This is a genomic window from Pseudoalteromonas sp. SS15, from assembly GCF_049257195.1.
Taxonomy (GTDB): Bacteria; Pseudomonadota; Gammaproteobacteria; order Enterobacterales; family Alteromonadaceae; genus Pseudoalteromonas.
On sequence record NZ_JBMMUD010000009.1, the window covers coordinates 25011 to 39389 of the forward strand.

Genomic DNA, 14379 nt, shown 5'->3' on the forward strand with positions numbered 1-14379 from the left:
TAACAGCTGAGATCTTGAGATGAAAATATTTCTAGAAAGGTAGCAAGCGGGTGGATAATAGTTGTAAACTCACATATTAGTGTGTTCAAAGCTTGTGTTTTACTGTTTAAGTACATAGCATAAAGCATTAATTATAAAAAATAACAAAGACCAAATAATCGCCGCTTTTGGGAATGGAAAATATGCGAATCGCTCCTTTATCTCTCTTGATATCTGCTACGTTACTGGCAGCCAATGTATTTGCACAAGATACCGCGACCGTCACAGCAATCGAAGCTGAATTGTCAGTCAAGCAAAACGAATTAGAAAACTATACTCAGATTTTAGACAAGCATCTCAGTGAAGAAACACGTTTAGTGTCACAGCTAGACTTGCTAAGAAACCGTTCTACCGAGCTAGATAAAGAAAAAAACCAAGCGCTCGATGCAATGAACGAGTTATATCGCAGGCTTATCGATGATCCTTCTTTAAATATTTCAGCTGCTCAAACGCGATATCAAGAAGCAGTTGCTTTACACAAACAAAATAAAGAAGATATCACCATGCAATTGGCGGCGATTGCATCACATCGACAAGATATCAAACAGATTCGCATTACCAAACATACCTTAGTTAACACTCTTGAAAGCTTAAAAGATCAATTAAGCACAGCCCGAGTCGAGCGCTTAAGAAACGAATTTAGCCGTGAAGGCACGCTAGAAATCGAACATACCATTAACTGTAAGCGTACAGAAACGCTAGCGGCATGTGAGCAACGTGGTCAACAGATGGGTCTGCAAAAGTCGACGCAACGTTTTATTGACCAGCTATTTGCAAACTTGACTGAGCAGCGTTTAGTTGAGCCAAAACGCAACTTAGCTGGTGCGCAAGTGAAGGTAGTGAGTAGTCATGTCACCGCAAGCTCTTTCAGTGGTCAAGGTAATTACAGCGTAAACTTGAGTGTAACGATGCGCGGCGATGTGAATGCTAGTCGCTTATGTGGCTTACTGAGCGTCGATAACCGCTTCTGTTCAGAATATGGCACGCCATTATCTGGTGGTATTGGGTATCAAAATAGTTACCCAACAACGTTTTCTGACACTCAGTTTAATTACGCAGAAGATAACGCAGTGACGCAACCGCGCACGGTTATGCCTGTGGTAGAGCGAGCGCCAACACCTGTTGCATCAGCACCAGTTCAGAAACAAACAGATAAACTGGTTGAGCTAACATTGCGCTCTAACGTATACGACGATGAAGTATTCATTAATGGTGTGAGCTACGGCTCAACAAAACTGAATTTACAAATCCCGGTTGGCATGCATGAAATTGAAGTGCGTAAGTTGGGATATGAACCTTACAAAACACGTGTGAATATTCGCCGTGCACAAACGATCCATGCGCAGCTTGTAAAAAAGCCTAGAGCGGCAAAGGTAGCTCAACCTTTGTCGTCGAACCCAAAAGTCGAGACTAAAAAGGTAGAGCAACCTGCAGTAAGTCTAGTTTCAGAGTCGCCAGTTACATCTCAGGCAGTGAGTTTGGTTAATCAGTCAGTGAACAACCAAATCAGTATTATTCCTGCGGGCTCATTTAAGATGGGTGATTTAACAGGCAACGGTTTGGCGAATGAAAGACCCGTTGTTGAAAAGGTGTTGAGCAACTCATACGCGATGCAAAGCAAAGAAGTGACGGTTTCTGAATTTCGACGCTTTGTACAAAGCACTGGGTTTACAACCGATGCTGAAAAAGCAAAAGGGTGCGCTTACTATCGAAACGGCGAACCAGTATGGGAGCTAGATTATAACTGGCAAAACCCGGGTTATGAGCAAAGTGAGAACTTTCCGGTTGTTTGTGTGTCTTATGAAGACGCAAAAGCCTATGCAAACTGGTTATCTGGGGAAGAAGGCAAACAATATCGTTTACCTAATGAGGTTGAGTGGGAGTACGCAGCGCGTGCAGGCACAACGTCAGAATACCCTTGGGGTAATGAGATTGGCAAAAACCTAGCAAACTGTGGTTGGTGTGGCAGTGAATGGTCAAATAAAAGTGCAGCCCCTGTTGGTGAGTTTGCACCTAATAACTATGGCCTATATGACACGGTAGGTAACGTCTGGGAGTGGACACAAAAACGTGCCTCTCAGAATGATGTTACTGTACGCGGTGGCGCTTGGAACTTTGCACCAAGTCTTGCGCGTGTATCGACACGTTTGGCGTTAGCACCCGATTTCAGAGCAAATTATATTGGCTTTCGTTTAGTACGAGAGCGCTAAAAATTATTAGTGGCAGCCCAGTCGGCTGCCACTGTGTTTAAAAGAATTCTTTAAGGTTATTCAACCTCATGTTTAAAAAATTACGCGGATTATTCTCTAACGACCTATCAATCGATTTAGGTACGGCAAACACCCTTATTTATGTTAAAGAAGAAGGTATTGTATTAAACGAACCTTCAGTAGTGGCCATTCGTCAAGAACGAGCTGGTGGGCCTAAAAGTGTGGCCTCAGTGGGTACTGCGGCAAAGCAAATGCTCGGTCGTACACCTGGCAACATTAAAGCAATTCGCCCAATGAAAGATGGGGTGATTGCAGACTTCTATGTGACTGAAAAAATGCTACAGCACTTCATCAAGCAAGTGCACAATAATAATTTTATGCGCCCAAGCCCTCGTGTACTTATTTGTGTACCTTGTGGTGCAACGCAAGTTGAAAAGCGTGCTATTCGTGAATCTGCAATGGGCGCTGGTGCACGCGAGGTTTACCTAATCGAAGAGCCGATGGCTGCTGCAATTGGTGCAGGCTTACCAGTATCTGAAGCAACGGGCTCTATGGTTGTTGATATTGGTGGTGGTACAACCGAAGTTGCGATTATCTCTTTAAACGGTGTGGTTTATTCGTCATCTGTGCGTATCGGTGGTGATAAGTTTGACGAAGCGATTATCAACTATGTGCGTCGTAACTTTGGTAGCTTAATCGGTGAAGCAACGGCAGAGACTATCAAGCATGAAATTGGTTCGGCATTTAAGAGTGAAGAGCCTATTGAAATTGAAGTTCGCGGCCGTAACCTAGCTGAGGGTGTACCACGTTCATTTACTCTAAACTCACACGAAATCTTAGAAGCACTACAAGAGCCATTAATGGGTATCGTGAGTGCGGTAATGGTTGCACTAGAGCAATCTCCACCAGAACTTGCTTCTGATATCTCAGCGCACGGTATGGTGCTGACAGGTGGCGGTGCGCTACTAAAAGACTTAGATAGACTACTGATGGAAGAAACAGGCATTCCAGTTGTGGTTGCTGACGACCCGCTAACTTGTGTTGCTAGAGGTGGTGGTAAAGCACTTGAAATGATTGATATGCATGGTGGTGATGTATTTAGCTACGACTAATGAACTTATTATTTGGCCGTACGATATCACTACAATTTAGGCTGACCGTCGCGGTCATTTTAAGTATTTTACTGATACTTGGTGATCGCTATACGAGCGGCGGTACTGTGCTGCGTACCAGCTTGCATACACTGGTAAGCCCTCTGCTGTACTTTGCTAATGTGCCTTATGAGGTGTTGAGCCTAGGTGCGCGCAGCTTACAAACTCGAGATCAATTGCTTGACGAAAACCAAGCGCTCAGAGAAAAGCAGTTACTTCAGAGTGAGCAGCTGCAACAACTACAATTCTTACAAAAAGAAAATCAAGAACTAAGAGCTTTGTTAAATGCCTCTTCGCGTGAGAAAAGCTCGCGTCTTATTGGTCAAGTACTCTCTGTGCATTCAAATCGATATAGTCATCAAGTGGTGATAAACCGAGGCACTATCGATGGTTTGCAAGTAGGGCAAGCGGTGATTGATGAGCTTGGTATTGTAGGTCAAGTGACGCATACCGGCACCACAACTTCTCGCGTCTTACTCGTGACAGACACCACACATGCAACGCCAGTCCGTATTTTAAGAAATGATGTGCGCACGGTCGTTGAGGGTATGGGTAAATTAAATCAGTTAACCCTGTCACATGTACCTCATAGTTTGGATGTCAGAATTGGGGATGTATTGGTGACTTCAGGGCTAGGTGGTACTTTTCCTGAGGGTTACCCAGTTGCTGTTGTAACCTCCATTGATCGTGATGAAAGTGTGCCTTTTGCGAAAGTGTATGCGGAGCCAATTGCACAATTAGACCGAGTCCGCTTATTGGTGGTATTGGGCAAACAAAGCTTGGAAAATCGTAATGATTAAGCGTCATTATTTATTGATTTGTTTTTCACTTTTTTTAGCATTAGTCATGGCACTGATGCCGTTACCCTTATCTACAGATATCTTTCGACCTGACTGGGTACTGTTAGTGCTCATGTATTGGTCGCTGGCTTTACCCCACCGAGTTAACATTGGCTGGGCGTGGGTGACAGGGCTTATTATTGATTTAGCAACCGGCTCGCCGCTGGGGGTTAACTCATTGTGTTACTCAATATGTATTTATATTACCGTGAGTAACTTTCAAAAAATTCGTAACTTTTCGATTTGGCAGCAAGCTGTATTAGTCGGTTTGTTCTTAGCCTTATATCATTTGCTACAATTTTGGTTGAATCACTTCTTACTCGATATTTATTTTAATCCTGAGTATTTATGGCCCGCCCTGACGGGAATGTTTTGTTGGCCGTGGATCTTTTTACTACTGCGTAAATATCGAAGACAATTTAGGATCAGATAATGACCACGCTTTACCTCGCTTCAGCTTCAGCAAGACGTAAACAACTGCTTGCGCAATTAGGTTATGAGTTTGCCCAGTTTTCAGTCGACGCAGATGAATCGCAACTCGCTGGAGAAACGCCATTACAGTTAGTTGAACGTTTGGCACGTCTTAAGGCTCAAACAGGTGTGGCTATGGGTTATGATGATAAACCTGTGCTAGGCAGTGATACTGTGGTTGTGGTAGATAATTTAGCCCTGGGTAAACCCATTGATGAAGCTGATTTTACCGCCATGATGCAGCGTTTATCTGGTCGAACTCATCAAGTTTTAACCGCCATTGCCGTTGCCGATAAACACAAGGTGTTGAGTCAAGTTGTGGCGACAGATGTGACGTTTAAAGCGTTAACAGATGAAGAAATTAGCGCTTATTGGCAATCAGGCGAGCCGCAAGACAAAGCCGGCGGTTATGGGATCCAAGGTCTTGGAGGTCGTTTTGTTACCCAGATGTCGGGTAGCTATTTTGCCGTAGTCGGCTTACCTTTATATGAGACAGATGAATTAATAAAAGCATTTATAGCGGGGGCGCATGAGTAGTGAATTATTAATTAATGTGACACCTAGTGAAAGTCGTGTTGCTTTAATCGAAAATGGCGTGCTGCAAGAAATACAAGTTGAGCGAGTAGGCAACCTAGGTATTGTAGGCAATATTTACTTGGGTAAAGTAAGCCGAGTGTTACCGGGTATGCAGGCCGCCTTTGTAGATATAGGTTTAGAAAAAGCCGCATTTCTTCACGCTTCAGATATCGTCAACAGTGCCTCTGTTGAGGAAGGCGTGGACGATCAGCCCGTCAAAAAAGTACAAGATATTCGTGAATTGGTTAAGCAAGGCCAATACATCATGGTACAAGTGGTAAAAGATCCACTGGGCACCAAAGGGGCACGTTTAACCACAGACATTACCATTCCTTCGCGTTATTTGGTGTTTATGCCAGATGCTACGCATGTTGGCGTAAGCCAGCGTATTGAAACTGAAGAGGAACGCAGTCGTCTTAAAAAGATTGTGGCGCAATACAATGATGAAAATGGTGGCTTTATCGTTCGTACTGCTGCAGAAGGCGCGACTGAGGCTGAACTGCAACACGATGCTGAGTTTTTGAAAAAGCTATGGCAGAAAATCATTGGACGTCGTCGAAAAACCAGTAAAGCCGCGATTTTGCACGAAGATCTGACTTTGGCATTTAGAACATTACGAGATTATGTTGGTGAAGACATGGAGCGTATCCGTGTTGATTCGAAGCTGACCTATCAAGAGCTTAAAACCTTCACCGAAGAGTTCGTACCGCTGTTGTCTAATGCCTTAGAGTACTATCCAGGTGAAAGGCCGATTTTCGATTTATTTGATGTTGAGAGTGAAATTCAAAAAGCGCTTCATCGAAAAGTGGAATTAAAATCAGGGGGTTATCTGATCATAGATCAAACCGAAGCGATGACGACGGTTGACGTAAACACCGGTGCGTTTGTTGGCCACCGTAATTTAGAAGAAACCATTTTTAATACCAATGTTGAGGCTACATCTGCTATTGCGCGTCAGCTAAGACTGCGTAACCTAGGTGGTATTATTATTATCGACTTCATCGATATGGTCTCAGATGAGCACAAGCGTAGAGTATTACATTCTCTAGAAACAGCACTAGCTAAAGACAGAGCAAAAGCTAATATTAATGGCTTATCAGCTTTGGGCTTAGTAGAGATGACGCGCAAGCGAACGCGCGAGAGTTTAGAGCACATCTTATGTGATGTATGCCCATCATGTTCAGGCCGCGGCTCATTGAAAACCGTTGAGACAGTCTGCTATGAGATCCTACGTGAAATTGTGCGAGTAAACCGCGCTTATGATGCTGATAAGTTCATGGTTTATGCATCGGCAGCGGTGAGTGAAGCATTAATTAATGATGAGTATCACAACCTTGCAGAACTTGAGCTGTTTATTGGTAAACAAGTTAGTATTCAAACAGAGAACTTGTATAGCCAAGAGCAGTTTGACGTTGTCATGATGTAAGGCGATTAAACACCCATGCAAGTCAAAGCGGTTTGTTTTTTTTGTTTGCGAAAAGTGTGGCAACTGATTGCTGTCACACTGGTTTTGCTTGCCGTTTTGGTCTCTGTTTTTCGTTACAGCCTGCCTTATGCGAATGACTATAAGCACGACCTAGAAGTGCTCATTAATGAGCAGTTTAATGTCGACTTACGTATCGGCTCAATCACTGCGAGTTGGGAGGGTGTAGGTCCTGCCTTAGTGCTTGAAGACGTCACCTTTGACGATAACAACAACTCGCCAATCCGACTGCGTATCGATAACACCAGCCTACAAATTAACGTCATTGAGTCATTGCGCTTTCTGCAGCTCAGATCTGACTATTTTGTTTTAGAAGGCTTTGCTGCAGATGTCGATTTAAATGCACTAGATATCTCAACTCAACAAAGCGATACCGAGTTTGAACAACAGGCCTTAATAGAAAGCTTATTTCTGGGGGAATCAGGGCACTTTGCAATCAAAAATAGTAGTCTTAACCTCACGATGCGCAATGGCAAAGAGCATACCTTGCTGCTTGAGGATGTGATTTGGCAAAACAATGTGTTGGCACACCGAGGCACAGGTGTTGTTGGGATCCCAGGACTCACCGAAGGGCAATTAAGTGCTGACTTACTCTTAACGGGTAAGACATTGGCTGAATTAGCTGGAGAGGTTTACTTTCAAGCGTCCCAAGTAGATCTGCAAGATTGGCTATCGCCTTATTTAGACGAAAATAAACAAGACCTACACACTGATATCAATGGTCAAATGTGGATGTCATTGGCACATGGTAAGGTCAAAAACATTCAGTTGAATATGCAGCCGAGCCATATTCATTGGCAACAAGATAATCAGGCACAGCAACTTAGCTTAATGCAGGCAAAAGGCTTGATGTTGCCAAGCAAATCAGGGTGGTCGTTACAAAGTTCAGAGATTAACTTCACCCGTAATAATCTGGCTTACTCCGATATTGCGATAGTTGCTGAATTGGCAGAGCGCCAATCCGTATGGTTTAAAGGGCTGGATTTACCACTTGTTTCAGAGTTTATACAATTAACCAACTTACCAAATACTGACTTAATTGCTGAGTTAGCTCCAAAGGGGGCACTACAAGGCAAGTTAGAATTTGAAACTAATACCGCACCAAAAATGTGGCTCTACTCTGACAAACTAAACTGGCAGTATGCCCGAGGTATCCCAGCCACTGAGCCACTGCGGTTAGAAGTGAAAGCGATAGGTGAACAGGCCGTTATAGAGCTTTATTCGCAACAAGGGCAATTACATACTGCGGATATGTTTGCCAAACCGATTGCTTATGAGCACTTAGCAGGGCGTTTTAATATAGATAAGTTTAATGGTCATTGGCGTGTTACCAGTGACTCTATCTGGTTAGATAATCAAGACTTAACCCTCGCAGCAGAAATGCAGTTGCGGTTACTTGAACAACCTGAACTTGATTTATACATTGAAGTAAAAGGTGGTAACGGGCAAATCGCAAAGCACTATTTTCCACAGACGTTAATGGCTGAATCACTCATCAACTACTTAAACGGTGCCATCAAAGCGGGTCAGCATCTGGGTTCTCAAGTGTTGCTTTCTGGCAAGTTAGCAGATTTTCCACATATAGATAAAACAGGTAGATTCGAAGTTCTATCAGAACTTACTCAGACAGAGTTTGCCTTTGCGCCCGAATGGCCCGCAGTCAAAGAAGCGGCTGCGACACTGCACTTTGCCAACGAGCGTATGGATATTTACGTTGATGAGGGCAAGCTGATCAATCAGTCTATTGATGGCGCTGTGCAAGTGAGTCTGGCAAATTTAGAACAGGCAAATAACCTCACTGTTGATATCAAACAAACAACGCAAGCACAAAGCTTAGGTGCATTTTTTGCAAAAACGCCTTTAAAAGATCCCTTAACAAACGTCTTTGATGTGGTACAAGCACAAGGTGCGGTGACGGGAGATGTGTTACTTGATATTGACCTTAAAAGTCTCGCCGTAAACGCCACAGGTCGAGTGTTATTGGATGATAACTCTGTCTATTTAGCTCAACCGGGCATGCAGTTAAATCAGGTAAGCGGGACATTAACATTTGATGATGAGGTTATAGATTTAAAAGCGGCGACCGCGTCTTGGCTAGAGATGCCTCTGACCTTGTCAGTACATGGTGAATCACAGGCGCAAGTTTACAAGGTTGAAATAGATACCTTACTTAAAGCGAGTACAGATAAGTTATTACCTTATGGGCATGGGGTCATGGACGGTTACCTAGCAGGAACAACCGACTTAAACACGCAAGTTACATTAGATTTTGCACCACAAGGATTCACATATAACGCCAAATTTACATCGGACCTAACCGGCTTAGAAAGTTCTCTACCGCTGCCTTACAGCAAAAAAGCTGAAACCAGTTGGCCTTTATCTGGTCAAGTACGTGGTGACGACATTTCAAACCTTATCACGGCGAGTATTCAAGAAAAGCTATTCTTTAATGCCATTCTAGAGAATGAAACAGGTCGCTTTAGCAATACCCATATCATTGCAGCACGACAAGACCGAGGTTTAGCGCAGCAAGATTTTCAGGTGTCTATCGAGCTACCTGAAATAGCATTGGTGCCATGGATAGATTTTATTGATCGATTAATCCAGATCAGCGCCCAGCCTTCAGACAATCCTAGTATGTTGCCAAAGCTTCACGAAATTACTGCGCAAATTGATGCGTTAACCATTTCAGGCTTACCGTTTAACGATTTTGAAATGCGTTTAGAGCCAGTTGCAACAGGTACACAAATCCGTCTCAATGCTAAAGAGTTACGTGCGACGGTCGCGGTACCAGAAGGTGGTTCAAGTCGACCTATCCAGATAGACAGTGATTATTTACGTTTAAACGTGCCTGAAGCGGAACCGGATGATGCCCCCTCAAAACCAGACAGTGCTGAGTCGTTACAATGGCTTACCCGTATGCCTGCCATTGAGATGTTGTGTGCTGATTGCAAAGTGAAAACCTACCAACTAGATAAAGTGTCATTGTCTATGTTTGGTGATGGGGAAAAGTTTAATATTTCAGAGTTAGTGGTTGATAAGCAAGATCATGTATTTAGAGGTCAAGGTAGTTGGCAAGACGGCATGACTGAGATCAGCGGTATCATGAATAGTCGTGATATTGGTGAATTGCTTTCAGAGTTCGACTTAACCTCGTCAATTAAAGATTCAAAAGCCAATATGCACTATCAACTGAGCTGGCAAGGCGCGCCTTATAAAGTCCATGTGCCTAGCCTAGCGGGAGACATTCAATGGGAGTTGGGCGAAGGTCATTTATCTGAGATCAGTGACAAAGGCGCACGGGTGTTCTCATTACTGAGTTTAGACTCGCTAGTACGTAAACTAAAACTCGATTTTCGTGATGTCTTCTCAAAAGGCTTCTTTTACAACAGTATGGAAGGCAGCATACAAATCGCAGAAGGGATCGCGTATACCAAGGACACGAAAATGGATGGGGTTCCCGCTGATTTGACCATTCAAGGCTTTGCTAATTTAGATACCCAAGAAATTAACTATGATTTGGCGGTTGCGCCTCAGGTGACGTCGAGTTTGCCTGTGATTGTGGGGTGGATGGTGAACCCAGTAACGGGTATTGCCGCTTTGGCACTCGACCAAGTATTGCACTCGGCAAGGGTTATTTCTGAAATTAAGTTTAAAGTCACAGGCACCATGCAAGAGCCTGTGGTGACGGAGATCGACAGAAAGAGTCGCGAAATCGAGATCCCTAAACCTGCACAAAGTGAACCCCCAGCACCGAGTGAGCAACCAGCCTCTCAGCCAGTTGTTGAAGGTGAGGCCGTAAGTGAGCCTTCTTCGAGTGCCACTTCGGTTAAGGCTGAGAAGTTAGAAGCAGGTCAAATCCCAGTAAAAACACAACAAAACGAACAAAGCAAAAACAAAGATAAAGCGAACGAAGGAGGAAATTAATGCATCCTCAGGCCTTTATTGTGCAGATGTGCTCAACCATGAGCGCAGAGCAAAACTTCAACTATCTGCAACAGCAACTTACCCAAGCAAATTTAAAACAACCGACTTTAGTCTGTTTGCCCGAAACTTGGTTATGTTTTAATAAAGACGGTACAACAACGCTCGAACAGAGTAAAAAGAACCATCTTTGGGTTGAGAAGTTAGCGCAGCTTTGTCGTCAATTTAATATTTGGCTCGCGGCAGGCACCATTGCATTACCCTCTGAAAATACTGGTAAATACTATGCTGCCAGCCTACTCTTTAATGAGCAGGGTGAGGTTGTTGCGCAATATAACAAGATCCATTTATTTGATGCGCAAGTACAAGATGGTAGTGGTGGCTATCGAGAGTCCAAGTTTACCCAGGCGGGCAGTGATGTGGTAGTTGTCGATTCGCCCTTTGGCAGAATTGGTTTAAGTGTATGTTATGATGTGCGTTTTGCAGGCCTTTATCAGCAGATGATGGCGCTGGGTGCAGATATCATTTTAGTCCCTAGCGCATTTACCACAGTCACTGGCGAAGCACATTGGTTGCCTTTACTGCAAGCCCGAGCCATAGAAACACAATGCTATGTATTGGCGGCAGCACAAGTAGGGCTGCATGACAACGGCAGAGCGACTTACGGCCACAGTGTTGCTATCTCACCTTGGGGTGAGGTATTAGCGAACGCCAAAGTTGAGCTGACAAACATAGAGTGTCAGCTAGATTTATCAGAACTCCAACAAGTTCGTGCCAGTTTACCTGTGCACCAACATAACCGATTTAAGAGCACGTTTTATGAATAATGTTGAGCAGAACTTATTAACGGATAGTCAGCTTACCAGAGAGCAACTTGAGCAAACTCTAAGCTATATTCACCAACATCAGGTTGATTACGCAGATTTATACTTTCAATCAAGTTATAACGAGACTTGGGTGCTAGAAGACGGCCTCGTAAAAGAAGGCAGTTATAACATCGAGCGTGGTGTCGGTGTGCGTGCGGTATCAGGAGAAAAAACGGGTTTTTCATACTCAGATGCCATCAACATCGAAGCATTAAATAAAGCGGCAATGGCGGCGCGTAGTATCGCGCAAGCGGGTGAAAGCAAAACAGTACAAGTATTTAGTGACGTTACTGCTAAGCAGCAGTTTGCGCCACTGCAACCAATCACCAGCATGAGTGATAACGACAAGGTGTCGCTGTTAAAAGAAATCGAAAACTATATTCGTGAACTCGCACCCGATGCGCAACAAGTTGTTAGCTCGATGTCAGCCGTGTACGAAGAAGTGTTAGTGGCGGCCAGTGACGGTACTTTTGCAACCGATATTCGTCCGCTGATCCGCCTTAACTGCTCAGTATTACTTGAGAAGAATGGCCGCCGTGAACGTGGCGGTGCAGGTGGCGGTGCACGTCTAGATTATGGCTACTTTAAAGAGTTAGTCGATGGCAAACCGCGCTGGATGGAATATGCCAAAGAAGCGGTTCGTATGGCAAAGGTAAACCTGGAGGCGATTGACGCACCAGCAGGTGCTATGCCGGTTGTATTAGGCGCTGGTTGGCCGGGCGTACTGTTGCATGAAGCGGTAGGTCATGGTTTAGAAGGCGACTTTAACCGTAAAGGCGCATCGGCATTCAGCGGAAAAGTGGGCGAGCAAGTGGCTTCTAGCTTATGTACCGTAGTCGATGATGGCACTATGGCTGACCGTCGAGGCTCCTTAAACATAGATGATGAAGGCACGCCAGCGGGTTACAACGTGCTTATTGAGAATGGTATTCTGAAAGGCTACATGCAAGATAAGATGAATGCGCGACTGATGGGCGTGGCTCCAACTGGTAATGGTCGTCGCGAGTCTTACGCGCACCTACCTATGCCGCGCATGACCAATACCTATATGCTACCGGGTGAATACAGCCAAGAAGAGATCATCAGTACCGTGAAAAAAGGCGTATTTGCGTCAAACTTTGGTGGTGGTCAAGTTGATATCACGTCGGGTAAGTTTGTATTCTCAGCCTCTGAAGCCTACTTAATCGAAGATGGTAAAATCACGCAACCAATTAAAGGTGCAACCTTAATCGGCAATGGACCAGATGTAATGCATAAGATCTCTATGGTCGGTAACGACTTAGAGCTAGATCGCGGTGTCGGCGTATGTGGCAAAGATGGTCAAAGTGTTCCTGTTGGCGTGGGTCAACCAAGTTTGAAGATCGACGAAATCACAGTCGGTGGTACAGCTTAAGGAATAGTTTAGTTTCGAATTAAAGACATAAAAAAACCGATATCATTGATATCGGTTTTTTTGTAAAAGCGGTGTCTTATTGAAGACCTAGCTTTTTCTCTAGGTAATGAATGTTTGTGCCGCCATTTTGGAAGTGCTCATCCGCAAGGATGTCTTTATGTAATGGTGTGTTGGTTTTAATACCATCGATCACTAATTCATTTAAAGCATTACGCGCACGCGCGATTGCAACGTCACGGTTCTCACCATAAGTGATAAGCTTACCGATCATTGAGTCGTAATGTGGTGGTACGCTGTAGTCAGCATAAATGTGACTGTCCCAACGAATACCTAAGCCGCCAGCAGGGTGGAAGCGAGTGATTTTACCTGGTGAAGGAATAAAGCTCACAGGGTCTTCTGCGTTAATACGACACTCAATGGCGTGACCTTTGATCACAACGTCATCTTGTGTGATTGATAGAGGTTGACCCGCAGCGATTTTCAACTGCTCTTTGATTAGGTCAACACCAGTAACCATTTCAGTTACAGGGTGCTCTACTTGAATACGAGTATTCATTTCGATGAAGTAGAATTCGCCATTTTCGTATAGGAATTCGAACGTACCTGCACCGCGATAACCAATTTCGATACATGCACGAGTACAACGATCACCGATGAACTTACGCATTTCAGCTGTGATACCTGGCGCTGGTGCTTCTTCAACGACTTTCTGGTGACGACGCTGCATTGAACAGTCACGCTCACCTAAGTGAATTGCATTACCTTGACCATCAGCTAACACTTGAACTTCGATGTGGCGAGGGTTTTCAAGGAATTTCTCCATGTAAACCATGCCATTACCAAAGAACTGTTTTGCTTCTTGTTGAGTTAATGCGATTGAATCAATTAACTCTTGTTCAGAGCGAACAACACGCATACCACGACCACCGCCGCCGCCAGCTGCTTTGATGATTACCGGGTAACCAATACGCTTAGCGATTTGAACGTTACGCTCGTTGTCTTCAGTCAGTGGACCGTCAGAACCTGGTACACAAGGTACACCTGCTTTACGCATTGCTTCGATGGCTGAAACCTTGTCACCCATTAGGCGAATTGTGTCGCCTTTAGGACCGATAAATACGAAACCACTTTGCTCAACTTGGTCTGCAAAATCAGCATTTTCAGATAAGAAACCGTAGCCCGGGTGAATTGCAACTGCGTCAGTTACTTCAGCCGCAGCAATAATACGAGGAATATCAAGGTAACTTTCAGACGCAGCTGGTTTACCGATACAAATCGTTTCGTCTGCAAGTAGCACGTGCTTTAAGTCACGGTCAGCTGTTGAATGCACAGCAACCGTTTTAATACCTAGCTCTTTACAGGCACGCAATACGCGAAGTGCAATTTCACCTCGGTTCGCAATGACTACTTTGTCTAACATAGCATTT

10 protein-coding genes are annotated in these 14379 nt (G+C 44.3%); 9 read left to right on the top strand and 1 reads right to left on the bottom strand.

The features are described 5' to 3' along the window. The first annotated feature begins 182 nt into the window (after positions 1-182). From AAEU28_RS16960 to tldD, 9 genes are all read left to right on the top strand, one after another. Positions 183-2249, top strand: a complete 2067-nt coding sequence (locus tag AAEU28_RS16960) for an SUMF1/EgtB/PvdO family nonheme iron enzyme (protein ID WP_421965185.1) — start codon at positions 183-185, stop codon at positions 2247-2249. A 68-nt stretch (positions 2250-2317) separates the two neighbouring features. Beyond that, on the top strand, positions 2318-3361 hold the full coding sequence (locus tag AAEU28_RS16965) for a rod shape-determining protein (RefSeq protein WP_058028534.1): 1044 nt from the start codon (positions 2318-2320) through the stop codon (positions 3359-3361). Beyond that, positions 3361-4200: a rod shape-determining protein MreC gene (gene mreC / locus AAEU28_RS16970; protein WP_138481648.1), complete on the top strand. Its 840-nt coding sequence runs from the start codon at positions 3361-3363 to the stop codon at positions 4198-4200. Before AAEU28_RS16965 ends, mreC begins: the two co-directional genes overlap by 1 nt. Further along, entirely contained in the window at positions 4193-4672 is a 480-nt protein-coding gene (gene mreD / locus AAEU28_RS16975; protein ID WP_138481646.1) for a rod shape-determining protein MreD, read from the top strand. The genes mreC and mreD overlap by 8 nt, the downstream gene beginning before the upstream one ends. Beyond that, positions 4669-5247, top strand: a complete 579-nt coding sequence (locus tag AAEU28_RS16980; RefSeq protein ID WP_421965313.1) for a Maf family protein — start codon at positions 4669-4671, stop codon at positions 5245-5247. The genes mreD and AAEU28_RS16980 overlap by 4 nt, the downstream gene beginning before the upstream one ends. Beyond that, a complete protein-coding gene (rng, locus tag AAEU28_RS16985) occupies positions 5240-6712 on the top strand; it encodes a ribonuclease G (protein WP_421965186.1) in 1473 nt (490 codons plus the stop codon). Before AAEU28_RS16980 ends, rng begins: the two co-directional genes overlap by 8 nt. A gap of 15 nt (positions 6713-6727) precedes the next feature. After that, positions 6728-10696: a YhdP family protein gene (locus tag AAEU28_RS16990; RefSeq protein ID WP_421965187.1), complete on the top strand. Its 3969-nt coding sequence runs from the start codon at positions 6728-6730 to the stop codon at positions 10694-10696. Then, the gene (locus AAEU28_RS16995) at positions 10696-11520 is read left to right on the top strand and encodes a carbon-nitrogen hydrolase family protein (protein WP_421965188.1); all 825 of its coding nucleotides are present in this window, start codon (positions 10696-10698) and stop codon (positions 11518-11520) included. The genes AAEU28_RS16990 and AAEU28_RS16995 overlap by 1 nt, the downstream gene beginning before the upstream one ends. Continuing rightward, positions 11513-12952 carry a metalloprotease TldD gene (gene tldD / locus AAEU28_RS17000; RefSeq protein WP_421965189.1) on the top strand — a complete coding sequence of 480 codons (1440 nt, stop codon included), beginning with the start codon at positions 11513-11515 and terminating at the stop codon, positions 12950-12952. Before AAEU28_RS16995 ends, tldD begins: the two co-directional genes overlap by 8 nt. 76 nt (positions 12953-13028) lie before the next feature. Here the strand turns inward: tldD and accC are convergent, their stop codons facing one another. After that, a complete protein-coding gene (gene accC, locus AAEU28_RS17005) occupies positions 13029-14372 on the bottom strand; it encodes an acetyl-CoA carboxylase biotin carboxylase subunit (RefSeq protein ID WP_138481634.1) in 1344 nt (447 codons plus the stop codon). Positions 14373-14379: the final 7 nt, after the last annotated feature.

Excerpts from the sequence above, each read along its gene's own strand:
- AAEU28_RS16995 (WP_421965188.1), top strand. The coding sequence starts at position 10,696 with ATGCATCCTCAGGCCTTTATTGTGCAGATGTGCTCAACCATGAGCGCA.
- AAEU28_RS16990 (WP_421965187.1), top strand. The coding sequence starts at position 6,728 with ATGCAAGTCAAAGCGGTTTGTTTTTTTTGTTTGCGAAAAGTGTGGCAA.
- AAEU28_RS16960 (WP_421965185.1), top strand. The coding sequence starts at position 183 with ATGCGAATCGCTCCTTTATCTCTCTTGATATCTGCTACGTTACTGGCA.
- accC (WP_138481634.1), bottom strand. The coding sequence starts at position 14,372 with ATGTTAGACAAAGTAGTCATTGCGAACCGAGGTGAAATTGCACTTCGC.
- mreD (WP_138481646.1), top strand. The coding sequence starts at position 4,193 with ATGATTAAGCGTCATTATTTATTGATTTGTTTTTCACTTTTTTTAGCA.
- mreC (WP_138481648.1), top strand. The coding sequence starts at position 3,361 with ATGAACTTATTATTTGGCCGTACGATATCACTACAATTTAGGCTGACC.
- rng (WP_421965186.1), top strand. The coding sequence starts at position 5,240 with ATGAGTAGTGAATTATTAATTAATGTGACACCTAGTGAAAGTCGTGTT.
- AAEU28_RS16965 (WP_058028534.1), top strand. The coding sequence starts at position 2,318 with ATGTTTAAAAAATTACGCGGATTATTCTCTAACGACCTATCAATCGAT.
- tldD (WP_421965189.1), top strand. The coding sequence starts at position 11,513 with ATGAATAATGTTGAGCAGAACTTATTAACGGATAGTCAGCTTACCAGA.